The organism is Pseudomonas sp. P105, assembly GCF_032614175.1.
Lineage (GTDB): Bacteria > Pseudomonadota > Gammaproteobacteria > Pseudomonadales > Pseudomonadaceae > Aquipseudomonas > Aquipseudomonas rhizophila.
Map to the genome: position 1 here is coordinate 830,074 of NZ_CP126693.1, position 22,516 is coordinate 852,589.

At 60.4% G+C, this 22,516-nt stretch carries 23 protein-coding genes; 13 read left to right on the forward strand and 10 right to left on the reverse strand.

Features of this window, described 5'->3' with window-relative positions; translation table 11 throughout:
* Positions 1-43 precede the first annotated feature (43 nt).
* The gene (locus QOM08_RS03555) at positions 44-721 is read left to right on the forward strand and encodes a TetR/AcrR family transcriptional regulator (protein WP_047229564.1); all 678 of its coding nucleotides are present in this window, start codon (positions 44-46) and stop codon (positions 719-721) included.
* Between the two features lie 110 nt (positions 722-831).
* Here QOM08_RS03555 and QOM08_RS03560 read toward each other — a convergent pair whose 3' ends face one another.
* The 4 genes from QOM08_RS03560 to QOM08_RS03575 all read right to left on the reverse strand — a co-directional run bounded on the left by QOM08_RS03560 (position 832) and on the right by QOM08_RS03575 (position 4,796).
* Positions 832-1,683, reverse strand: coding sequence for a shikimate dehydrogenase (locus QOM08_RS03560; protein WP_409936834.1), 852 nt, complete (start codon positions 1,681-1,683; stop codon positions 832-834).
* A gap of 5 nt (positions 1,684-1,688) precedes the next feature.
* Complete coding sequence (aroQ, locus tag QOM08_RS03565; RefSeq protein ID WP_014340320.1) at positions 1,689-2,129, reverse strand: type II 3-dehydroquinate dehydratase; 441 nt, start codon at positions 2,127-2,129, stop codon at positions 1,689-1,691.
* 295 nt (positions 2,130-2,424) lie between these two features.
* Positions 2,425-3,504 carry a tRNA (uridine(54)-C5)-methyltransferase TrmA gene (trmA, locus tag QOM08_RS03570; protein WP_160892567.1) on the reverse strand — a complete coding sequence of 360 codons (1,080 nt, stop codon included), beginning with the start codon at positions 3,502-3,504 and terminating at the stop codon, positions 2,425-2,427.
* Positions 3,501-4,796, reverse strand: a complete 1,296-nt coding sequence (locus QOM08_RS03575) for an NCS2 family permease (RefSeq protein ID WP_047229568.1) — start codon at positions 4,794-4,796, stop codon at positions 3,501-3,503. Before QOM08_RS03575 ends, trmA begins: the two co-directional genes overlap by 4 nt.
* A 204-nt stretch (positions 4,797-5,000) precedes the next feature.
* Here QOM08_RS03575 and QOM08_RS03580 point away from each other — a divergent pair, with 204 nt between their 5' ends.
* Together QOM08_RS03580 and QOM08_RS03585 are read left to right on the forward strand one after the other, a co-directional pair.
* Positions 5,001-5,456 (forward strand): DUF4879 domain-containing protein, encoded by a 456-nt coding sequence (locus tag QOM08_RS03580; protein WP_316912573.1) that lies wholly within the window; start codon positions 5,001-5,003, stop codon positions 5,454-5,456.
* 75 nt (positions 5,457-5,531) lie between these two features.
* Complete coding sequence (locus QOM08_RS03585; RefSeq protein WP_316912574.1) at positions 5,532-6,098, forward strand: DJ-1 family glyoxalase III; 567 nt, start codon at positions 5,532-5,534, stop codon at positions 6,096-6,098.
* A gap of 6 nt (positions 6,099-6,104) precedes the next feature.
* Here QOM08_RS03585 and QOM08_RS03590 read toward each other — a convergent pair whose 3' ends face one another.
* Together QOM08_RS03590 and QOM08_RS03595 are read right to left on the reverse strand one after the other, a co-directional pair.
* Entirely contained in the window at positions 6,105-6,392 is a 288-nt protein-coding gene (locus tag QOM08_RS03590; RefSeq protein ID WP_139051201.1) for a HigA family addiction module antitoxin, read from the reverse strand.
* Positions 6,393-6,406: 14 nt separating this feature from the next.
* Positions 6,407-6,685: a type II toxin-antitoxin system RelE/ParE family toxin gene (locus QOM08_RS03595; protein ID WP_160892569.1), complete on the reverse strand. Its 279-nt coding sequence runs from the start codon at positions 6,683-6,685 to the stop codon at positions 6,407-6,409.
* A gap of 203 nt (positions 6,686-6,888) precedes the next feature.
* On the opposite strand from QOM08_RS03595, the gene QOM08_RS03600 reads away from it, so the two are divergent.
* The 3 genes from QOM08_RS03600 to QOM08_RS03610 are packed head-to-tail and all read left to right on the forward strand — an operon-like array spanning position 6,889 to position 10,597.
* A complete protein-coding gene (locus QOM08_RS03600) occupies positions 6,889-7,410 on the forward strand; it encodes a (2Fe-2S)-binding protein (RefSeq protein ID WP_316912575.1) in 522 nt (173 codons plus the stop codon).
* Complete coding sequence (locus tag QOM08_RS03605; RefSeq protein WP_316912576.1) at positions 7,407-8,396, forward strand: xanthine dehydrogenase family protein subunit M; 990 nt, start codon at positions 7,407-7,409, stop codon at positions 8,394-8,396. Before QOM08_RS03600 ends, QOM08_RS03605 begins: the two co-directional genes overlap by 4 nt.
* A complete protein-coding gene (locus QOM08_RS03610; RefSeq protein ID WP_316912577.1) occupies positions 8,396-10,597 on the forward strand; it encodes a xanthine dehydrogenase family protein molybdopterin-binding subunit in 2,202 nt (733 codons plus the stop codon). The genes QOM08_RS03605 and QOM08_RS03610 overlap by 1 nt, the downstream gene beginning before the upstream one ends.
* On the opposite strand, the gene QOM08_RS03615 is transcribed toward QOM08_RS03610, so the two are convergent.
* Positions 10,594-11,832: an MFS transporter gene (locus tag QOM08_RS03615; protein WP_047229574.1), complete on the reverse strand. Its 1,239-nt coding sequence runs from the start codon at positions 11,830-11,832 to the stop codon at positions 10,594-10,596. The genes QOM08_RS03610 and QOM08_RS03615 overlap by 4 nt on opposite strands.
* A gap of 505 nt (positions 11,833-12,337) precedes the next feature.
* On the opposite strand from QOM08_RS03615, the gene QOM08_RS03620 reads away from it, so the two are divergent.
* The 3 genes from QOM08_RS03620 to QOM08_RS03630 are packed head-to-tail and all read left to right on the forward strand — an operon-like array spanning position 12,338 to position 14,974.
* A complete protein-coding gene (locus tag QOM08_RS03620; protein ID WP_047229575.1) occupies positions 12,338-13,777 on the forward strand; it encodes a cytochrome ubiquinol oxidase subunit I in 1,440 nt (479 codons plus the stop codon).
* Between the two features lie 3 nt (positions 13,778-13,780).
* Entirely contained in the window at positions 13,781-14,788 is a 1,008-nt protein-coding gene (gene cydB / locus QOM08_RS03625; protein WP_047229576.1) for a cytochrome d ubiquinol oxidase subunit II, read from the forward strand.
* 21 nt (positions 14,789-14,809) lie between these two features.
* Positions 14,810-14,974, forward strand: a complete 165-nt coding sequence (locus tag QOM08_RS03630; protein ID WP_076386412.1) for a DUF2474 domain-containing protein — start codon at positions 14,810-14,812, stop codon at positions 14,972-14,974.
* Positions 14,975-14,994: 20 nt separating this feature from the next.
* On the opposite strand, the gene QOM08_RS03635 is transcribed toward QOM08_RS03630, so the two are convergent.
* Entirely contained in the window at positions 14,995-16,134 is a 1,140-nt protein-coding gene (locus tag QOM08_RS03635) for a class I SAM-dependent methyltransferase (RefSeq protein WP_316912578.1), read from the reverse strand.
* 182 nt (positions 16,135-16,316) lie between these two features.
* Entirely contained in the window at positions 16,317-17,030 is a 714-nt protein-coding gene (locus QOM08_RS03640) for an autoinducer binding domain-containing protein (protein ID WP_047229578.1), read from the reverse strand.
* A gap of 291 nt (positions 17,031-17,321) precedes the next feature.
* Here QOM08_RS03640 and QOM08_RS03645 point away from each other — a divergent pair, with 291 nt between their 5' ends.
* Positions 17,322-18,098: a ferredoxin--NADP reductase gene (locus QOM08_RS03645; RefSeq protein WP_047229579.1), complete on the forward strand. Its 777-nt coding sequence runs from the start codon at positions 17,322-17,324 to the stop codon at positions 18,096-18,098.
* Between the two features lie 56 nt (positions 18,099-18,154).
* Here the strand turns inward: QOM08_RS03645 and mscL are convergent, their stop codons facing one another.
* Entirely contained in the window at positions 18,155-18,568 is a 414-nt protein-coding gene (gene mscL, locus QOM08_RS03650; RefSeq protein ID WP_047229580.1) for a large-conductance mechanosensitive channel protein MscL, read from the reverse strand.
* A gap of 282 nt (positions 18,569-18,850) precedes the next feature.
* Here mscL and katB point away from each other — a divergent pair, with 282 nt between their 5' ends.
* From katB to radA, 3 genes are all read left to right on the forward strand, one after another.
* On the forward strand, positions 18,851-20,392 hold the full coding sequence (gene katB / locus QOM08_RS03655; protein ID WP_047229581.1) for a catalase KatB: 1,542 nt from the start codon (positions 18,851-18,853) through the stop codon (positions 20,390-20,392).
* A gap of 148 nt (positions 20,393-20,540) precedes the next feature.
* On the forward strand, positions 20,541-21,092 hold the full coding sequence (locus QOM08_RS03660) for an ankyrin repeat domain-containing protein (protein ID WP_410479124.1): 552 nt from the start codon (positions 20,541-20,543) through the stop codon (positions 21,090-21,092).
* A gap of 43 nt (positions 21,093-21,135) precedes the next feature.
* Positions 21,136-22,503 (forward strand): DNA repair protein RadA, encoded by a 1,368-nt coding sequence (gene radA, locus QOM08_RS03665; protein ID WP_030140305.1) that lies wholly within the window; start codon positions 21,136-21,138, stop codon positions 22,501-22,503.
* Positions 22,504-22,516 lie beyond the last annotated feature (13 nt).

Below are 22,516 nucleotides of genomic sequence, written 5' to 3' on the forward strand. Positions count from 1 at the left end.
CCCATAATCGCCAACCTGTGCAGTGATGGCCGTGAGCCCCGCAATGACTACGAATTCAGAGCTTTCCGCAGACCTCGACGAACCTGTCGTCGAGCCGCGCAAGAGTCGCAAGAACAACCCGGAGAAAACCCGGGAAAACATTCTTCAGGAAGCCATCGTCGAGTTCGTCCAGCAGGGCCTGTCCGGCGCTCGGGTCGACGCCATTGCTGAGCGCATCCACACCTCCAAGCGCATGATCTACTACTACTTCGGCAGCAAGGAGCAGTTGTACGTCGAGGTGCTGGAAAAACTCTACGGCGATATCCGCAACACTGAGAGCCGCCTGCACTTGGCGGAACTGGCCCCGGTCGATGCGATCCGGCGCCTGGTGGAATTCACCTTCGACCACCATGACCGCAATGTGGATTTCGTGCGCATCGTCTGCATCGAAAACATTCACAACGCCGAGTACGTCAAGCAATCGGGCGCCATCAAGGCAATGACCAATACCATCCTTGATTCCTTGGGCGTGATCCTGCGCCGAGGTGCCGAAGAGGGGGTGTTCCGCGCCGGCCTGGAACCGCTGGATGTGCATCTGCTGATCAGTTCGTTCTGCTTTTACCGCGTGTCCAACCGCCACACATTCGGTGAGATTTTTCAGATCGATTTGCCGGACGAAGCGATCAAGCAGCGTCATCGCCAGATGATTTGTGAGTCGGTGTTGCGGTATCTGCAGGCCTGACCTTGAAACCTTTGTGGGAGCGAGCCTGCTCGCGATAGCGGTATGTCAGTCACATCAACACTGACTGATTCACCGCTATCGCGAGCAGGCTCGCTCCCACAAGGGTGGTTTCAGTGATTCATGCTCTGGAAATGCTCCAGCATCCGCTGCGCATCCGGCGCTACGCCGCTGAACAGCTCGAACGCCTTCACCGCCTGGAACACGGCCATGTTGCCGCCATCCAGCGTGCGGCAACCCAGAGCGCGGGCGTTGCGCAGCAGTTCGGTTTCCAGGGGGAAGTAGACAATTTCCGCGACCCACAATTGGCCCCGCAGCAGCTCCACCGGCACCGGCATGCCCGGCAGTTTCGCCATGCCCATGGGCGTGGTATTCACCAGGCCGTCCGCCTCGGCCATCGCCGTAGGCAAATCATGTCCGGCCCGGGCGCGGCCAGGACCGAAGTGTTGATTCAGGTTGTTTGCCAGTGCTTCGGCACGGCTGACTTCAACATCAAAAATGCTCAGCGTCTGTATGCCTTCTGCCAACAGCGCGTGGGCCACCGCCGCGCCTGCGCCGCCGGCACCCATCTGGACCACGTGCTTGCGAGCCACTTCACCCAGGCCGCGGCGAAACCCTTCTGCGAACCCCAGGCAGTCGGTGTTGTGGCCGATGCGTTTGCCCTCCTTGAACACCACGGTATTCACCGCGCCAATGCCCCTGGCCTCGGGCGACAGCTCGTCGAGCAACGGGATGATCGCCTGTTTGCAGGGAAAGGTGATGTTCAGGCCGGTGAAGTTCATGCGCTCGGCGGCCTTGAGCAAATCGGGCAGGGCGCCGCTGTCGAGTTCCAGGGCGTCCAGGTCGATCAGTCGATAGAGGTAACGCATGCCCTGGGCATCGCCCTCGCGCTCATGGAGCGCAGGGGTGCGCGACGCCTGGATGCCCGCACCAATCAGGCCGGCAAGCACGGTGATATTCGACATGCTCATCAACCCTTCAACCGCTGACTGAAATGCTCCAGCGCCAGGCGATAACCATGGCTGCCAAACCCGCACATCACACCGATGGCGACCGATGAAACAAAGGAGTGATGACGGAACGTTTCGCGGGCGTGAACGTTGGACAGGTGCACCTCGATCACCGGGACTTCGCTGGCGACCAGCGCATCACGGATCGCTACCGAGGTGTGGGTCCAGGCTGCCGGGTTGATGACGATGCCGGCACACCGACCGCGGGCGCCATGCACCCAGTCGAGCAATTCGCCTTCCTGATTGGTCTGGCGAAACTCCACCGCCAGGCCGAATTCTTCAGCGGCGCGGCCGCACAGTGCGGAGATGTCCGCCAGGGTTTCGTGGCCATAAGTCGCCGGCTCGCGGGTGCCGAGCAGGTTCAGGTTCGGGCCGTTGAGCACCAGAACGATCGGAGGCATCGCAATTTCTCCACAATTTTTATTGTTGATGTCGGCGGATTTCAGCCGGTGGAGATAAATTGTACTAGATGGTTAATTTGGTCAAACAAAGCCGATGGCATCGGGCAATAAGTGTTCGATGATCGAACATGATCTTGGTCGGGAGGTGAGGGAGGGCAATGGTGGCGAGGGGATTTATCTGTGGGAGCAAGGCTTGCCCGCGATACAGGCGGCTCAAATTCTGAACGACCGCATTGCCTGTATCGCGGGCAAGCCTTGCTCCCACATAGCTTTGCCCTGTCCAGCCCCGCAGCGTTTAGCGCCGCGTCAACAACACCCCGGATTCCATGTGATGGGTCCAGGGGAATTGATCGAACATCGCGCAGCGCGTGATGCGGTGGGTGTCGTGCAGTTGCGCGATGTTGGCGGCGAGGGTTTCCGGGTTGCACGAGATGTAGAGGATGTTCTCGAAACGCCGGGTCAGTTCGCAGGTGTCCGGGTCCATGCCGGCGCGGGGCGGGTCGACGAAGACACTGCCGAATGCGTAGCTCTTGAGGTCGATGCCGTGCAAGCGACGGAACGGGCGGACTTCGTTCAGGGCTTCGGTCAGTTCTTCAGCGGACAGGCGCACCAGGGTCACGTTATCCACAGCGTTTTCGCTGAGGTTGCTCAGCGCGGCGTTCACCGACGTCTTGCTGATTTCGGTCGCCAGCACTTTGCGCACGCGGGTGGCCAAAGGCAGGGTGAAGTTGCCGTTGCCGCAGTACAACTCCAGCAGATCGTCGCTGCGATCGCCCAAGGCCTCGTAGGCCCAGTTGAGCATCTTCTGGTTCACGGTGCCGTTGGGCTGGGTGAAGGCGCCTTCAGGTTGGCGATAGCTGAAAGTGCGGCCACCGACGTCGAGTTTCTCCACCACGTAATCATGGCCGATCACTTCCCGTTTGCCTTTGGAGCGACCGATGATGCTCACACCGAGGTCGCTCGCCAGTTTCGTGGCCGCTGCGTGCCAGTGCTCATCCAGCGGGCGGTGGTAACACAGGGTGATCATCGCATCGCCGGCCAGGGTGGTCAGGAACTCCACCTGGAACAGCTTGTGACTCAGCGGCGCGCTGGCTTGCCAGGCCGCCTTGAGTTGCGGCATCAACTGGTTGATGCGCAGGCTGGCGATGGGAAACTGCTCGATGAGGATCGGCGTGCGCTTGTCGTCCTGGGAGAACATCGCGTAATGCCGTTCGCCGGCCTCGCGCCACAGGCGGAATTCGGCCCGCAGGCGGAAGTGCTCCAGCGGTGAATCGAACACCGCTGGCTCCGGCGCATCGAACGGGGCCAGCAGGTCACGCAAGCGGCTGACCTTGTCCTGGAGCTGAGTGGCGTAGGCCTGGGAATCAAAAGTCATGCGTTGAACCAACCCAACTTGATCACGAACAGAATCGACAGGATGACCAGCGCCGGGTTCAGCTCACGGCCACGGCCAGACACCAGTTTGATGGCGGTCCAGGCGATGAAGCCGAAGGCAATGCCGTTGGCGATGGAATAGGTGAACGGCATCGCCAGCGCGGTAATCACCACGGGAGCGGCCACGGTGATGTCGTCCCAGTCGATTTCCGCCAGGCCTGAGGTCATCAGCACGGCGACGAACAACAGCGCCGGTGCGGTGGCGAAGGCCGGGACACTGGAGGCCAGTGGCGAAAAGAACAACGCCAGCAGAAACAGGATCGCCACGACGATGGCGGTCAGGCCGGTGCGGCCGCCGGCGCTGACGCCCGCCGCCGACTCGATGTAGCTGGTGGTGGTGGAGGTACCCAGCAGCGAACCGGCCATGGCGGCGGTGCTGTCGGCGATCAGTGCCCGACCCATCTTCGGCATGTGGCCGTCCTTGCCCATCAGTCCGGCGCGCTTGGCGACGCCGATCAGGGTGCCGGAATTGTCGAACAGGTCGACGAACAGGAAGGCGAAAATCACGCTCACCAGACCGATGTCCAGGGCGCCCTTGATGTCCAGTTGCAGGAAGGTCGGCGCCAGGGACGGCGGCATCGACATCACGCCGCCGAACGGGGTGAAGCCCATCAGGATCGAAACGACGGTGACCGCCAGGATACCGATGAGCACGGCACCGCGCACTTTCAGCGCTTCGAGGGCGACGATCAGGACGAAGCCGAGGGTAGCGAGGATCGGCGCGGGTTGTTTCAAATCACCGAGGCCGACCATGGTTGCCGGGTTTTTCACCACGATGCCGGCGTTATTCAGGGCGATCAGCGCCAGGAACAGGCCGATACCGGCGGCGATGGCCGAGCGCAGGGGCAGCGGGATGCTGTTGATGATCCACTCGCGGATACGAAAGATCGACAGCAGGAAGAACAACACGGCGGAAATGAACACCGCACCCAGCGCCACCTGCCAGGTATGGCCCATGTGCAGGACCACGGTGTAGGTGAAAAACGCATTCAGGCCCATGCCCGGCGCGAGGGCGATCGGGTAGTTGGCGATCAGGCCCATGGTGGTGGAGCCGATGGCCGCCGCCAGGCAGGTGGCGACGAACAACGCACCTTTGTCCATGCCGGTTTCGCCGAGGATGCTCGGGTTGACGAACAGAATGTAGGCCATGGCCAGGAAGGTGGTGACGCCCGCCAGAATCTCGGTCCGCACGTTGGTGTTGTGTGCCTTGAGTTGAAACAGCCTTTCCAGCATGTCTGCTCCCCGTGGCGCGCCGGGCGCCGTGAATGTATCGACCTCAACAGCAAAGCACAGACCGCCAGGGGCGCTCGGGAATTTTCTGTGGGTCGGAAAAAGCCGCGCATCATACCAGCAGCGTGGCGCTGTGGCTGCGATCGTCGTCGATGTTTTGCCCAAGCGCCAAGTCGGCCATACTGCGCGCGGTTCCGGGAGGTCTTTATGCATCGTACGAAAAAACACCTATTGGTCGCATGGGGGTGTGCGCTGGGCCTGGGGTTACCCGGGCAGGCCGTCAATGCCGCTTCGGCGCCGCCCCTGAGCGAGGTCAAGGTGCTCAAGGTCGAGTCGCCCGCCTGCGGCTTCGAGGACATCGCCCAAGGGCAAGAACAGACCCGTTGCAATCACAGCGGCCCGAGTATCAAGGTCTATGTGCTGGAGGTGGGGTATGGCCGTCAGCCTCACGTCACGCTGGACGGCTTTGAAGTCGATGGCACCCGCTCGCCGGTCTGTGCGTTCAGCAATGGCAACCTGAATGATTGTTCCGTGCGGAGCAAAACGGTTGGCTATTTGTATGTCTTCGATCTGAAGGGCAAGCAGGAAGGCACCTTCAGCTTCAGCAACCAGTCGATCAACGCACCAGGCAACCGGATGTCGACCCAGCTGTACATCAAATGACCTTCCAGCCTGACAAGCCGCACGCGGCCCGGCAAACCTGACTAGGCTTCATAAACCACCCAGCGGAGAACACCGATGATGCCTGGAACCAAGATCCCCCGAGCCCTGATAGCCGTCGCCGAGGGTGTCGACGACTTGCAGACCGTTACGCTGATCGACGTGCTGCGTCGCGCTCAGGTCGAAGTGGTGGTGGCAAGTATCGAAGGGCGGCGGATGCTCACCTGTGCCCGCGGCACGCGCCTGACCGCCGACGGTATGCTGGTGGACTTGTTGGCACAGGACTTTGATCTGATCGTCCTGCCCGGCGGCATCATCGGCGCCCAACACCTGGCGGCCCATCAGCCACTGCGACAACTGATCAAGGACCAGGCCGCCACTGGACGTTTCTTCGCCGCCATCGCCGAAGCCCCGGCCCTTGTCTTGCAGGCGTTCGGCGTACTGCGCCAGCGCCGCATGACCTGCCTGCCCGCCGTGAGCCAGCAACTGTCCGGTTGCAATTTTGTCGATCAGCCGGTGGTGGTGGACGGCAACTGCATCACCGCCCAAGGCTCGGCTGCCGCACTGGCGTTTGCCTTGACGCTGGTGGAACAGCTCTGTGGCAAGGGCGTGAGGGGCGTGGTGGCGGCGGAGTTGCTGGCCTGACAGGCATCAGGCGTGGTGAGGTAAGCGTTCGATCAAAGGTTGTTCACGCTGCTCGGCTTGCCACAGATCATAGTCCGTCTGAACACCCAGCCAGACCCTGGCCTTGCCGATCCCGGCCCGTTCCAGGCGCACCGCCAGATCGGGGCTGACGGGGGCATGGCCGTGCAATACCCGAGAGAGATGCGGTCGGGCGAAGCCCAAATGCCGCGCCAGCTCGGTGACTGTGATGCCCAGTTCGGGCAACACATCCATCAGTAGCGTTTCGCCAGGGTGTGGCGGATTGTGCATGGGCATGTTCCAGCCTCCTGTCAGTGGTAGTCCAGATAATCGACCAGTTCGATATCCGATCCGCTAAAACGAAAAATAATCCGCCAGTTTCCCGAAACACTCAGCGACCAGTATTCAACCAGCTCACCTCTGAGTGGATGCAGTCGCCATCCGGGGATATCCAAGTCGGCAGGCGACTGCGCCCGGTCCATGAACTGGAGCATGCGAGCCAGGCGGTTTCCATGGTCAGCCCGGATTCCACGGGTCGAACCCGTTTCATAGAAGATCCTGAGGCCTTTGTGTCGGAAGGATTTAATCATGGAATCGAGTGTAAGGCGATACATTACACTCGGTGCGTTACATATATACCGCACATGCCAGGCAAATCTGTGTGTCCTGCGATGGCCAAGGCTTTTTCGGCGCGTCGAAATTGCCTTGAACGCTCACCCCACCCCGAAGTCGTACCCCTTATGACGGCGGTTTGCGAAAACGCCGCGAGTGTACGACCAACCGTGAGGTGTTTATGAGCGCGACCCTGTCCGAAGCGACACCGGCGTCCTTCTTCCGCCATCCGATCCGCCTGACGCTCAATGGTCAGGCGCGCGAACTGCACGTGCTGCCCTGGACCACGCTGCTGGACCTGCTGCGTGAGCAACTGGATCTGGTGGGCAGCAAGAAAGGCTGCGACCACGGTCAATGTGGTGCCTGTACGGTGCTGCGCGATGGCAAGCGGATCAACGCCTGCCTGACCCTGGCGGTGATGTGCGATGGCGCTGAGCTGACCACCATCGAGGGGTTGGCCAACGGTGATCAGTTGCATCCCATGCAGCAGGCTTTCATCAAGCACGACGCCTTCCAGTGCGGTTACTGCACGCCTGGGCAGATCTGTTCCGCGGTGGGATTGGCCAATGAAGGCCGGGCACAGACTGGGGCGCAGATCAGCGAACTGATGAGCGGCAATCTCTGCCGGTGCGGCGCCTACAACAACATTCGTGACGCTATCGAAGAGGCATTGCCGCTCTGTCAGCAGGGAGGTGATCAATGAACCCTTTCCAATACAGCAAGCCCGACACTGTGCAGGCCGCCGTCGACTTGTCGAGCCCGGTTTCACGCTTCATTGCCGGTGGTACCAACCTGCTGGACCTGATGAAAGAAAACCTCACCCGCCCGGAGCACCTGATCGACATTACCGGGCTGCCCCTGGCGGACCTCAGCGAAACCCCTTCCGGCGGGGTGATGATCGGCGCGTTGGTGAGCAATGCCGATCTGGCTTGGCATCCCTGGATCCAGCGCCGCTATCCGCTGCTTTCCCAGGCAATCCTGGCGGGCGCCTCGCCGCAGTTGCGCAACATGGCCAGCACCGGCGGTAACCTCCTGCAACGCACCCGCTGTTATTACTTCTATGACGCCAACGTGCCGTGCAACAAGCGACGGCCAGGCAGCGGCTGTCCGGCTCGGGACGGCTTGAACCGTATGCACGCGATATTCGGCGCCAGTGATCAATGTGTCGCCACGCACCCTTCCGACATGTGCGTGGCACTGGCTGCCTTGGAGGCCGTGGTGCATGTTATCGGTCGGGGCGGGGCACGGACCATCGAGTTCGCTGACTTTCACCGTCTGCCCGGCGATGCCCCGGAACGGGACAACCAACTGGCCGATGATGAACTGATCACCGCCATTGAGTTGCCTGTCGCCGGTTTCGCTGAACACAGCCATTACTTGAAAATTCGGGACCGGGCCTCCTACGCCTTTGCGCTGGTTTCGGTAGCGGCGGCGCTCGAGCTGGACGGGCCGGTGATCCGCCAGGCGCGCCTGGCCCTCGGCGGCGTGGCCCACAAACCCTGGCGCGACCGGGCCGTGGAGAGCTGGCTGACCGGCCAGACCGTCAGCCGCGAAACCTTCACTGCTGCCGCTGACGCGCTGTTGCAAAACGCCGAGCCGCTGGAACATAACGGCTTCAAGGTCAGACTGGCGCGCCGGGCGGTGGTCCGCGCTTTGAGCGATGCCGCACTGGTGGGAGGACAAGCCTGATGAATGCTTCGAGCAAATCCATAGGGCAACCACTTGACCGGGTCGATGGCCTGCTCAAGGTCACCGGCCAGGCCCGATATGCCGGCGAATACCCCGAGGACGGTTTGCTGCACGGCAGCGTCGTCTCCAGCAGCATCGCCCGTGGCCGCGTGCTGCGCATCGATGCCACCCGAGCGTTGGCGTTGCCCGGGGTGGTCACGGTGATCGACCACACCAACCGCCCCAGGATCGCCAGCTACGACGAGCCTTACGAGGACGCCGATGCGGCAGAGGGTTCGCCGTTCCGACCGCTGTACAACGATCAGGTACTCTACAGCGGCCAGCCGTTGGCCTTGGTGGTCGCTGAAAACCTCGAGCTGGCCCGCTACGCCGGTTCGCTTATTGAAATCGAATATGAAGCCCAGGACCATCAGACCGATCTGGCAATCCTGCAAAACGAAGCCCATCCGGCACCGGCAGAATTGCCCAAGCCCCGTGGGAATTTTCAGGGCGAGTACGCCAGTTCGGCCCTCAGTGTGGACGTGTCCTACAGCACACCGATCGAACACCACAACCCGATGGAGCCTCATGCCTCCACCGTGCTGTATCAGCCTGACGGCAGCCTGCACATCCACGACAAGACCCAAGGCACGCAAAACTGCCAAGCCTATGTGCAAAAGGTCTTCGGGCTTGAGAAAGAGCAGGTGCGAGTGTTTGCCGCCTATGTGGGCGGCGCCTTCGGTTCCGGGCTGCGGCCACAGTACCAACTGCCCCTGGCGGTGATGGCAGCGCTGACGCTCAAACGCTCGGTGCGGGTCAGTCTGACGCGCCAGCAGATGTTTACCTTTGGCTATCGACCACGGACCTTTCAGCGCCTGCAACTGGGGGCCGCGGCCAACGGGCGACTGTTGGCGGTGGCGCATACCGCCATCGGCCAGACCTCGCGCTTTGAAGATTTCACCGAGCATGTGGTGGAGTGGAGCGGCATGCTCTATCACTGCGACAACGTTGAATTGACCTACAAACTGGTGCCGTTGGACGTCTATACGCCGCTGGACATGCGCGCCCCCGGCGCTGCCTTGGGACTGATCGGCCTGGAGTGCGCCATGGATGAACTGGCCTGTGCCCTGGCGATCGATCCGGTTCAACTGCGGTTGCTCAACTATGCCGAGCGTAACGAGAACGAAGACAAGCCATATTCCAGCAAGGAGTTGCGTGAGTGCTATGCCCAAGGTGCCCGTCGTTTTGGCTGGGACAAGCGCAACCCGGAACCGCGCAGCATGCGTGAAGGTCGGCAGTTGGTCGGTTGGGGCATGGCGGGCGGTGTGTGGGAGGCCATGCAGCAGAAGGCCAGCGCTCGGGCCTCGCTGGATGCCAACGGTCAGTTGACCGTCAGCAGTGCCACCACTGACATCGGTACTGGCACCTACACAGTCATGACCCAGATCGCCGCCCAAGCGTCAGGGGTTTCCCTGGAAAACGTCACCTTTGTCCTCGGTGATTCGTCGCTGCCGACTGCGCCGCTGCAGGGCGGCTCGTTCACCGTCTCGTCGGTGGGCACCGCTGTGCAGCAGGCCTGTGAAGCCCTGAAGGAAAAACTCCTGGCTGTGGCGCGGCAGAGCTGTCCGGCCTTTGCTGGCGCGACCCTTGAGCAAGTGACGTTTGCCGACGGTCAGCTACGGTTGGGCGAGGCCTGTGTCTCGTTGGCAGAGTTGGCGCAAAAAAGCGGCGAGACGCCCTTGCAGGTTCAGGTTACTGCCGAGCCGGAGGAAAAACGCCAAGCCTACGCTACGGCCACGCATTCGGCGGTGTTTGTCGAAGTGCTGGTGGATGAGGACTTGGGCACGGTGAAGGTCAATCGGGTGGTCAGCGCCATCGCCGCCGGACGGGTGATCAACCCGAAAACCGCGCGCAGCCAGATCCTCGGCGGCGTGGTCTGGGGCGTCGGCATGGCCTTGCACGAAGAAACCTTGACTGACCATGCGTTTGGCCGGCACATGAATCACAGCTTGGCGGAATACCATGTGCCGGTGAACGCCGACATCGGGGACATTGACGTGGTTTTTGTCGACGAGCACGACGAGATCGTCAATGCCCTCGGCTCCAAGGGCGTCGGTGAGATTGGCATCGTTGGTGTGGCGGCGGCCGTGGCCAATGCGATTTATCACGCCACCGCCAAACGGGTCCGGGACTTTCCCATCACGCTGGATAAATTGCTTTAGGTTTTCGCAGCGTCCACCGGTTCGTGCATCCGGTCACGGTTGGCCAGGGTCGGGAACAGTTTGATCCAGACCCCGGTCACCAGCAGTGTGCCGACACCGCCCATGACCACCGCCGGCACGGTGCCGAACCAGTGGGCGGTCAGGCCGGACTCGAACTCGCCCAACTGGTTCGAGGCACCGATGAACAGCCCGTTCACGGCGCTGACCCGGCCGCGCATTTCGTCCGGCGTTTCCAACTGCACGAAGGAGGCGCGGATCACCATGCTGATCATGTCCGCCGCGCCTAGCACCACCAGCACCGCCAGGGAAAACCAGAACGAAGTGGAGAGGCCGAAGGCAATGGTGGCGACGCCGAACACGCCCACGGCGGTGAACATCACCCGACCGACCTTGCGCTCCACGGCAAACCGCGCGAGCCATAGCGACATCAGCAAGGCCCCTACCGCCGGAGCCGAGCGCAGCAGGCCCAGGCCCCAAGGACCGGTAAGCAGAATATCCTTGGCGAACACCGGCAACAGCGCGGTCGCGCCGCCCAGCAGTACCGCGAACAGGTCCAGGGAAATCGCCCCGAGAATGTCCGGGCGGCTGCGGATGAAGCGAATCCCGGCCAGCAACGAATCCATGGTTGCCTTGCCTTTGTTCAGCGGCGTCTGGCGGGCGGGCAGGTTGAGCATCAGGCAGCAGGCGATGACGTAGAGCAACACGGTCGGCCCATAGACCCAGACGCTGCCGAAGGCATAGAGCAGACCGCCCAGTGCCGGGGCGACGATGGTCGCGGACTGCTGGGCCGACTGCGCGGCGGCCACGGCGCGGGGAAACAGCGCGGCCGGCACGATGCTCGGCAGCAGCGCTTGGGTGGTCGGCATCTCAAAGGAGCGGGCGGCGCCCAGCAGGAAGGCGAGGATGAAGATCATCTCCCGGGTGACGTTATCGGTGGCGCTGCCGATGACCAGCGCCAGGGCAATCATCGCCTGCAACGACTGGCAGATCGCCGCGACCTTGCGGCGATCATAGCGATCGGCCACATGCCCGGTGTGCAGCATGAACAGCACACGCGGAGCAAACTCCACCAACCCTACAAGACCCAGGTCCAATACGTTGCCGGTCAGTTGATAGAGGTTCCAGCCGATGGCCACGGTGAGCATCTGGAAGCCACTGGCGGTGAAAATCCGGGCCAGCCAGAAGGCGATGAAGGGGCGGTGATGGCGGAGCAGCAATGGCGCTTGGCTGGGCATCTATGACGGGTCCGGTGATGAGGGCATCGAGATTATCACCGAGTTGTAACTGGAGGTTGCGGTTGCTGGAAAAATAGTTAGCCAAGCATCTACTTTTCACATAGCACGCTTTTTTTGTGGCGAGGGGATTTATCCCCGCTGGGGTGCGAAGCGGCCCCAAGCTTTTGCGAGCGCTGCGCACTCGATCGGGGATAAATCCCCTCACCACAACAGTGCACTCCTCAAGATTCAAGAAATCTTGGCTTAGAGCAGGATTGCAGCACTGAGACAACCTGTCACGCGACAAAAGACCACGCCGTCCGGCGGCCATAATGCGACTACTCTTTGAGCATTGCTTGATCCAGGTCAATACCCTCCGGGGCCTTGGGCTGGCGGCCATCCGGCCACGTTCCTGCGTTGTGACGGTTTAAAAAAAGAACGATTTGAAAAGCATCGCACTCCATATCCCTGGAGGTTGCGATGCAAGCCCCGCCCGCAGCCGGTTTTACCTGACAGAGGAAGACTTATGTTCGGTTTGGAGGCGCTCGATCTCGCCCGAATCCAGTTCGCGTTCACCATCTCGTTCCATATCCTGTTCCCGGCCATCACCATCGGCCTGGCGAGTTACCTGGCGGTACTCGAGGGCTTGTGGCTCAAGACCCGCGACGACACCTACCGCGACCTGTACCACTTCTGGTCGAAGATCTTTGCCGTCAACTTCGGCATGGGGGTGGTATCCGGTTTGGTCATGGCCTATCAGTTCGGCACCAACTGGAGTCGTTTCTCTGACTTCGCCGGTGCGGTCACCGGGCCGCTGCTGACTTACGAGGTGCTCACGGCGTTCTTCCTCGAAGCCGGGTTCCTGGGGGTGATGCTGTTCGGTTGGAACCGCGTCGGGCGCGGTCTGCATTTCTTTTCCACAGTCATGGTAGCGATCGGCACGCTGATCTCGACGTTCTGGATCCTGTCCTCCAACAGCTGGATGCAGACTCCCCAGGGCTACGAAATCATCGATGGCCGGGTCATCCCGGTGGACTGGCTGGCGGTGGTGTTCAACCCCTCGTTCCCCTATCGGCTGTTGCACATGTCCACGGCAGCGTTTGTCGCCACGGCGTTTTTCGTCGGTTCGTCGGCGGCCTGGCACTTGTTGCGCGGTCGGGATACCCCGGCCATTCGCCGCATGCTCTCGATGGCGATGTGGATGGCGTTGCTGGTGGCGCCGATCCAGGCCGTCATTGGTGACTTCCATGGCCTCAACACCCTCAAGCATCAACCGGCCAAGATCGCGGCCATCGAAGGTCACTGGGAAAACGTCGGCAATGAGCCTACCCCGCTGATCCTGTTTGGCTGGCCGGACATGCAGGCGGAAAAGACCCGGTTCGCCGTGGAAATCCCCTACCTGGGCAGCCTGATCCTGACCCATAGCCTGGACAAGCAGGTGCCGGCCCTCAAGGAGTTTCCGCCTGAAGACCGACCGAATTCGACCATTGTGTTCTGGTCGTTCCGGATCATGGTGGGCCTGGGGCTGCTGATGATTTTCACCGGTCTGTGCAGTCTCTGGTTGCGCCGCAACGACCGGCTCTACCAGTCTCGACCGTTCCTTCACATGGTCTTGTGGATGGGGCCGTCCGGCCTGATCGCGATCCTGGCAGGCTGGTTCACCACCGAAATCGGTCGCCAGCCCTGGGTGGTCTACGGCCTGATGCGCACGGCCGATGCTTCCTCCGGCCACAGCTTTGCGCAGATGAGCATCACGCTTGTGCTGTTCGTCGTGGTGTATTTCGCGCTGTTCGGTGCGGGGCTGAGCTACATGATGCGCCTGGTGCGCAAAGGGCCGGAAGCCCATGAAGATGAGCCGGCCGACGGTGGCCCGGGTCAGAAACGTACCCCGGCCCGTCCATTGTCGGCCGCCGATGATGGCGACGACGAAGTGGACCATAACGACAGCTCGCACAAGGGGAATTGAGTCATGGGTATTGATCTTCCGCTGATCTGGGCCGTGGTCATCATCTTCGGCATCATGATGTACGTGATCATGGATGGCTTTGACTTGGGGATCGGCATTCTTTTCCCCTTCATCAAGGCCGAGCGTGATCGTGACGTGATGATGAACACCGTAGCGCCGGTCTGGGACGGTAACGAAACCTGGCTGGTGCTAGGCGGCGCGGGCCTGTTCGGGGCGTTTCCGCTGGCTTATTCGGTGGTGCTTTCGGCGCTGTACCTGCCGCTGATCCTGATGCTCATCGGGCTGATTTTCCGCGGCGTGGCCTTTGAGTTTCGCTTCAAGGCCAAGGCTCACAAGCGCCATCTGTGGGACAAGGCGTTCATCGGCGGTTCCCTGACGGCCACCTTCTTCCAGGGGGTGGCGTTGGGGGCGTTCATTGATGGATTCGAAGTGGTCGATCGCCAGTTCGCCGGCGGCTCCCTGGACTGGTTCACACCGTTCACCGTCTTCTGTGGCCTGGCCTTGATCGTCGCCTACGCCTTGCTCGGCTGCACTTGGCTGATCATGAAAACCGAAGGCAAATTGCAGGAGCAGATGCATAACCTGGCCAGGCCGCTGGCGTTCGGGGTGCTGGCGGTGATCGGTATCGTCAGTATCTGGACTCCGCTGGCTCACGCCGATATCGCGGCGCGCTGGTTTACCCTGCCGAATCTATTCTGGTTCCTGCCGGTGCCGATCCTGGTGCTGGTGACCATGTACGGGTTGTTTCGCGCCGTTGCCCGCAACGCCAACTACACGCCGTTCATTCTGACGCTGGCGCTGATCTTCCTCGGTTACAGCGGTCTGGGCATCAGCTTGTGGCCGAACATCGTGCCGCCATCCATCTCCATCTGGGACGCGGCGTCACCGCCACAGAGCCAGGGGTTCATGCTGGTCGGGACGCTGTTCATCATTCCTTTGATCCTGGTGTACACCTTCTGGAGCTACTACGTGTTCCGAGGCAAGGTGACCCATGACGACGGCTACCATTGATTGACCAGCGAGGCATTGAAAATGGCCAAGCCTGATTTGAAAGACATCGAAGCGGCTGAAAAGAAGCCGCTCTGGCAGCGACTTGGCTGGCTGGCGCTGATCTGGGCCGGCAGTGTGCTGGCGCTGTTTATCGTCGCCAGCCTGATGCGGATGTTCATGAACGCCGCAGGGCTGACCACCCACTGACGCTCCCGGGCAGGGTCAAATTATTTGCGGGCCTTGAGGATGATGAATTTCGGGGTTGCGGCCACTTGTTCGACCCCCCGGAACAACCGCGCCAGTTTGCTGTGGTAGCCCAGGTGCCGATTGCCGACGATGTACAGCGCGCCGCCGACCACCAGTGCTTCGCGCGCCTGCTGAAACATCCGCCAGGCGAGGAAGTCGCCCACCACCTGCTGTTGGTGGAAAGGCGGATTACACAGCACTACATCCAATGACTGCGCCTCTTGCCCGGCCAGACCGTCCCCAGCTCGTATGGTCACCTCACGCTCGCCCAGGGCGGCGCGCCAGTTCTCTGCGGCCGACTGCACGGCCATGTACGATTCATCCACCAGGGTGTAGTGGGCCTCGGGATTCTGCAGGGCGCTGGCGATTGCCAGTACACCGTTGCCGCACCCCAGGTCCGCGACGCGGGCGGTGCCCAGGTTCTTTGGCAGATGCGGCAGAAATGCCCGGGTGCCGATGTCCAGGCCTTCGCGACAGAACACGTTGGCGTGGTTGAGCAATTCGATCTTCGGCTCTTCCAGCCAATAGCGCGTGGGGTAGGGGGATGCGGCCGGCACTCGGGTTTCTGGCTGGAGCGCTTCTGGCGTGGCGATCAACAAGCGAGCTTTTTTCACTGCCAGCGAGGCCTGCACCGGGCCAACGTAGCGTTCCAGCAGGTCACCGGCGGCCCGTGGCAGATGCTTGACCATCGCAGCAGCAATCACCTGGGCACCGGGGGCCAATTGGCCTTGCAGGCGAATCAACTGTTCTTCCAGCAGGGCCAGGGTTTTTGGCACTTTGATCAGGACGCGGTCGAAAGGTCCGGTCAACGGTTCACTGGCCGGCAACGTCGGCACCGCATCAAAGGGCAGGCCGTTGCGCACCAGGTTTTTCTCCAGCGCCTGCAAGGCCAGGTACGAGTCGCTGCTGCTGATGACTTCAACCTTGCCGGCAAGGCTCGCCGCCAGGGCACCAAAGCCGTCATTGAGGACCAGGACCCGGGTATCGGCGAGCGGCTGTTGCTCGGCCAGATACGCGAGCAGGTATTCGTCGGCTGCGTCAAAGGCTTGCAGCGGCTCGTTCTGCTGTTCGGGTTGGCGGATCAGGTCAAGTTGGGCGAAGGGACTGTCGAGCAAGGGCATGGCTGGGACTCTGGAGATCAACGAATGTCCCGCTGCCCCGGGGCAGGTGTCTCAGCGGGACCGCCTGAATGAACTTCGTCGCGTACTGGGCGCGTCATCATTCAAGTGGAGCCGTAAATGGTACGTTTTTTTTCCAGGCATTACTCGCGGGTTTTTTCAGGTTGGTAAGTGCGCCGCACGGTTCAGATCACATGGATGTGGGCCGCCTTGGCTACCGCTGAGATTTTGTTGTTGACGTTCAGCTTTCGCATGCAACTGCACACATGGAAGTTCACGGTGCGCTCGGAGAGGCAGAGGATTCTGCCCACTTCCGAAGCCGTCTTGCCTTCGGCCGACCACCTCAATACTTCGATCTCTCTGGGTGATAAATGACATTTTTGTGGAGTCGCGGCAGCGTCAGCCAGTTTTTTGCTGGCCAGCGCATGCAATCTTTGACTGGCGAAAATGGCATAGCCCAGATTTGCGTAGTGCTCGTCGATATCGATGGGGCAATGAGTCCGGGCCAGGCTGAAAAGGCTGCAGTGTGCCCCCTGTTCATCATGAACGGCCTGGGTCCAGCCATACTTGAGTCCCTGTCGATTAAGTTCTCGCCACAACTTGGGGGCCTGAGCAAAAACAGTCTCATCCCACAAGATTGGAAGCGGTGATTGATTGCAATGTGCTACTAGTGGGTCGTTCGATGCATAGCCGTTCTGTTCATATAGTCTGTCCCATCCATAAGGGTAGTTATTCAGGTTTACCTTGTTGGTATGCTTGTCCGGGCTTCCGAGATAGGCTGAGAATGCACAATATTCAAATCCCTGATTGTTAAAGAAATTCAGGACTAGACGATAGGCCGTCTGTAAGTCCTTTTCACAGGATAACTTCCTCAACAGCAAGTCCTTCCACTTGTCCATCGCTCTCTCCTGGGTTGAGTTCGTCCATGCGGATCCAATCCATGATGCGAATTTTTAGTGTAGGACTATTCTTAAATTGCAGTGAGCTTTTTTTTGTTTGCTTACAGTTTGAAATGTTTAAGAAATAAACTTTTTGAGTATGATTTTACAGTTTGGATGGTTTTGTATAAGTCTGGTAGAGGATATGCTCGGCGACAGAGACGTTAGTAGCTAAAGTGCCACTACTCGTTGTCAGTGGTGAAGGGGCTCACTTTGCGGGACACTGTAAGTCTTGTCTCGTTGGAGTGGCTCATGATCGACAGCTCAGAGAAGTTCACCCGTCAAACCTTGCTCGATGTGCAGCCAGTGGCACCTCATTTGTTTACGTTGCGTACCACACGGGATCGCGGTTTTCGTTTTCGGGCGGGCCAGTTCGCCCGGCTCGGGGTCGCTAAAGCGGATGGCACCATCGTTTGGCGGGCATATTCCATGGTGTCTTCGCCGTTCGATGAATTCCTCGAGTTTTTTTCCATCGTGGTACCGGACGGCGAGTTCACCAGCGAACTGAGTCGGCTGCAGCCAGGCGACAGCCTGCTGGTTGATCGCCAGGCCTTTGGTTACCTGACGCTTGACCGTTTCGTTGACGGGCGCGATTTGTGGCTGCTGTCCACGGGAACGGGCGTCGCACCGTTCCTCTCGATTCTCCAGGATTTCGAAGCATGGGAAAAATTCGAGACGATCGTCCTGGTGTACAGCGTCCGCGAGGCACGGGAGCTGGCATATCAGGAGCTGATCAAAGGGTTGAGCCAGCGCGACTACCTGGCCGGCTACGCTCACAAGTTTCGTTTCATCGCGACCGTCACCCGTGAACAGCATCCCGGTGCGCTCAGCGGACGAATCACGACACTGATCGAAAATGGCGAGTTGGAAAGGGCGGCTGACATCGAGCTGACGCCGGAACACTCGCGGGTGATGTTGTGCGGCAATCCGCAGATGATCGATGACACGCGCAAGCTGCTCAAGGCCAGGGGCCTGCAACTGAGTCTCAGCCGTCGGCCGGGTCAGGTGGCCGTGGAAAACTATTGGTAGCAAAGGCGCCTGTGGCGAGGAGATAAAAACCCACGCCACAGGCGGCGAAGCGTGAGTCAGGGCCTCTCGTTCTGGGCCTTGAGCAGGTCGCGAATTTCGCTCAGCAACAGTTCTTCCTTGGTCGGAACCGGTGGCGCGCTGGGAGCAACGGCTTCTTCGCGCTTGAGACGGTTGATGGCCTTGACGCCCATGAAAATGGCGAACGCCACAATGATGAAATCAATGGTGCTTTGAATGAATTTGCCATAGGCCAATACCACCGCCGGCGCATCGCCTTGTGCCGCCTTGAGTGTGATGGCCAGGTCGCTGAAGTCCACCCCGCCAATCAAAAGGCCGATCGGAGGCATGATGACGTCGCCAACGAAGGACGAAACGATTTTGCCGAAAGCAGCACCGATAATGATCCCGACGGCCATGTCGACGACATTGCCTTTGACCGCGAAGGCCTTGAACTCGTTAATCACGCCCATGAGTTGTTCCTTGTGACAGATGAAGTGGATGGTGGCAGTGTAAATCAGCCAAACGCGTCCTGCTCGAAACGCCTGCTTACAAAGCTTCAGTTATCGACTCGGGACAGGAGGAAAAGTTTACAAAGTGCCATCAATCGCGCGTGATACGCGGTCCCGAGCCGATTCCCTATAAGGATTTTTCTATCGGATCGGTGCGGCATTTCTATTTAGGTTTTTCTTTTTAGAGCACTAGCCTCTGCAAGGCGCACATGGATGCGCTCTATAACATCAGAGGAAACGCCTATGAACATTTCCCTTGGCGGCGGGACTTTTACCCCTCGCCGTGCTTTTTTTGTGCTCACCGCCAGCCTGTTGTCCTTGTCCGTCAACGCGGCCACCCTGACCCGCGATAACGGTGCGGCCGTGGGCGACAACCAGAACTCGCAAACAGCCGGTCCTAACGGGCCGACCTTGTTGCAAGACGTGCAACTGATCCAGAAACTCCAGCGCTTCGACCGCGAGCGCATCCCCGAGCGCGTGGTGCATGCACGAGGAACCGGTGCCCATGGCACATTTACAGTCACCGACGACCTCAGTGATCTGACCAAGGCCAAAGTCTTCGCCGCTGGCCAGGCCACGCCGGTGTTCGTGCGTTTTTCTGCTGTAGTGCATGGCAACCATTCGCCGGAAACCCTGCGTGACCCCCGTGGCTTTGCCACCAAGTTCTACACGGCCGAGGGTAACTGGGATCTGGTGGGTAACAACTTCCCGACCTTCTTCATTCGCGATGCCATCAAGTTTCCAGACATGGTCCATGCTTTCAAACCCGACCCTCGGACCAACTTGGATGATGACGCCCGCCGTTTCGATTTCTTTTCTCACGTGCCCGAAGCAACGCGCACGCTGACCGAGTTGTATTCCAATTCCGGCACGCCGGCCAGTTATCGTGAAATGGACGGTAACGGTGTGCATGCCTACAAGTTGGTGAATGCAAAGGGTGAAGTTCACTACGTAAAGTTTCATTGGAAAAGTTTGCAGGGCCTGAAAAATCTCGATCCGAAAGAAGTTGTGAAAGTTCAAGGACAAGATTACAGCCATATGACTAACGATCTGGTGAGTCATATTAATAAGGGCGACTTCCCGAAATGGGACTTGTACGTTCAGGTGCTGAACCCGCAGGACCTTTCCACGTTTGATTTCGATCCTCTTGATGCGACAAAAATCTGGCCGGGTGTGCCTGAACGCAAAGTCGGGCAAATGGTTTTGAACCGTAACCCGGCGAATGTTTTCCAGGAAACCGAGCAAGTGGCGATGGCGCCGGCCAATCTTGTTCCGGGCATCGAGCCGTCGGAAGATCGACTGTTGCAGGGGCGGGTGTTCTCCTATGCCGATACGCAAATGTATCGAGTGGGACCCAACGCGCTTCAGTTGCCCATCAATGCGCCGAAGGTGGCGGTCAACAATGGCAACCAGGACGGCGCGATGAATTCGGGCGCCACCAGCACCGGCGTGAATTATCAGCCGAGCCGCCTGATGCCTCGCCAGGAACAGCCAACGGCACGCTACAGCCAGACCGCGCTGACTGGCAGTACCCAGCAGGCGAAGATCCAGCGTGAGCAGAACTTCAAGCAAGCCGGTGACCTGTACCGCTCGTTCAACCAGAAAGAGCGCAATGACCTGATCGAAAGCTTCGGCGGATCGCTGGCGACCACCGATGAGGAGAGCAAGCACATCATCCTGTCGTTCCTCTACAAGGCTGATCCTGAATACGGCACCGGTGTAGCCCGTGTCGCCAAAGGCGATCTGACCCGGGTCAAGGCGCTGGCGGAAAAACTCAGCGACTGATCCACAGCCTGGCACGTGCATAACCCGTGGGAGCAAAGCTTGCTCGCGAAGCAGGCGCTGCGGTCTGAAGCCAGACCGAGTCGTCTGCGTTGCGGGCAAGCCATGCTCCCACAGCCCTGCATCTACAGCCTTGCGCCAAGGAGACGTCATGCTGCGTAACTTCCTGTTTTCGATGCTCGCAATCGGGTCGTTGAGCGTATGGGCCGATCAGCCCGTGCCCACCGATCCGGTGGTTGTACAAGAGCAGTTGCAAACTTATTACTTCGACGCCGCCCGGCGGGGCGACGTGCCGATGCTCGAGACCTTTATCGAGGCTGGTTACTCGCTCAACACCCAGGACGAAAAGGGCTACACCGCGCTGATCCTGGCCGCTTACCACGGCCATGGCGCGGCGGTGGAGCGGCTGCTGGCCGCTGGCGCCGATGCCTGCACCCAGGACAACCGGGGCAACACGGCGCTGATGGGCGCCATTTTCAAGGGCCAAGTGCAGATCGCGCGCCGTTTGTTGTCCACCGATTGCAACCCGGACCAGCGCAACGGCGCCGGACAGACCGCAGCGATGTATGCCGGCCTGTTCAAGCGCGTCGAGTTGCTCGACGCCTTGGCGGCCAAAGGGGCGGACCTGCAGGCCCAGGATCCGCTGGGCAATACCGCGGCGAACCTGGCCAACGGTGAAATCAGAATGCCGGCCCCGCGCTGACCCCCGCGTGGGCTATCATCGCGGTTTTTATCCCGGAGTTCAGATGGCCAAGGCAAAGCGCATGTATGGCTGCACCGAGTGCGGCTCGACCTTTCCCAAATGGGCCGGCCAGTGCAGTGAGTGCGGTGCCTGGAACACCTTGACCGAAACCATGGTGGAGAGTGGCGGTGCCGCAGCCCCCACCGGTCGCACGGGGTGGGCCGGTCAGCAGGCGCAAATCAAGACCCTGGCCGAAGTCAGCGTCGAGGAAATTCCACGGTTTTCCACCGCGTCCGGCGAGCTGGACCGCGTATTGGGCGGTGGTCTGGTGGACGGTTCGGTCGTGCTGATTGGCGGGGACCCGGGCATCGGCAAGTCCACCATCCTGTTGCAAACCTTGTGCAACCTGGCCACGCGCATGCCGGCGCTGTACGTCACTGGCGAGGAATCCCAGCAGCAAGTCGCCATGCGCGCCCGGCGTCTGGGGCTGCCCCAGGATCAACTGCGGGTCATGACCGAGACGTGCATCGAAACCATCATCGCCACGGCCCGCCTGGAAAAACCCAAGGTCATGGTGATCGACTCGATCCAGACGATTTTCACCGAACAACTGCAATCGGCGCCGGGCGGCGTGTCACAGGTGCGTGAAAGCGCGGCGTTGCTGGTGCGGTATGCCAAGCAGAGCGGTACGGCGATTTTCCTGGTGGGCCACGTCACCAAGGAAGGCGCGCTGGCAGGCCCGCGGGTGCTGGAGCACATGGTGGATACCGTGTTGTATTTCGAGGGCGAATCCGACGGTCGCCTGCGTTTGTTGCGGGCAGTGAAGAATCGCTTTGGCGCCGTCAATGAATTGGGTGTGTTCGGCATGACCGACAGAGGCTTGAAAGAAGTCTCGAATCCTTCGGCGATTTTTCTCACGCGCGCCCAGGAAGAAGTGCCGGGCAGTGTGGTCATGGCGACCTGGGAAGGCACCCGACCGATGCTGGTGGAGGTTCAGGCGCTGGTGGATGACAGCCATTTGGCGAACCCGCGTCGGGTCACCTTGGGGCTGGATCAGAATCGGCTCGCCATGTTGCTGGCGGTCCTGCATCGACACGGTGGCATTCCTACCCACGATCAGGATGTTTTCCTCAACGTGGTGGGCGGCGTCAAAGTATTGGAAACCGCGTCTGACCTGGCGTTGATGGCGGCGGTCATGTCCAGCCTGCGCAATCGGCCGCTGCCCCATGATCTGCTGGTGTTCGGTGAAGTGGGGCTGTCGGGGGAAGTCCGGCCGGTGCCCAGCGGACAGGAGCGGCTCAAGGAGGCGGCCAAGCACGGTTTCAAACGCGCCATCGTGCCCAAGGGCAACGCGCCGAAGGAAGCGCCTGCCGGGTTGCAGATCATTGCCGTGACCCGCCTGGAACAGGCGCTGGATGCGTTGTTCGAATAACTCCGAGGCCTGC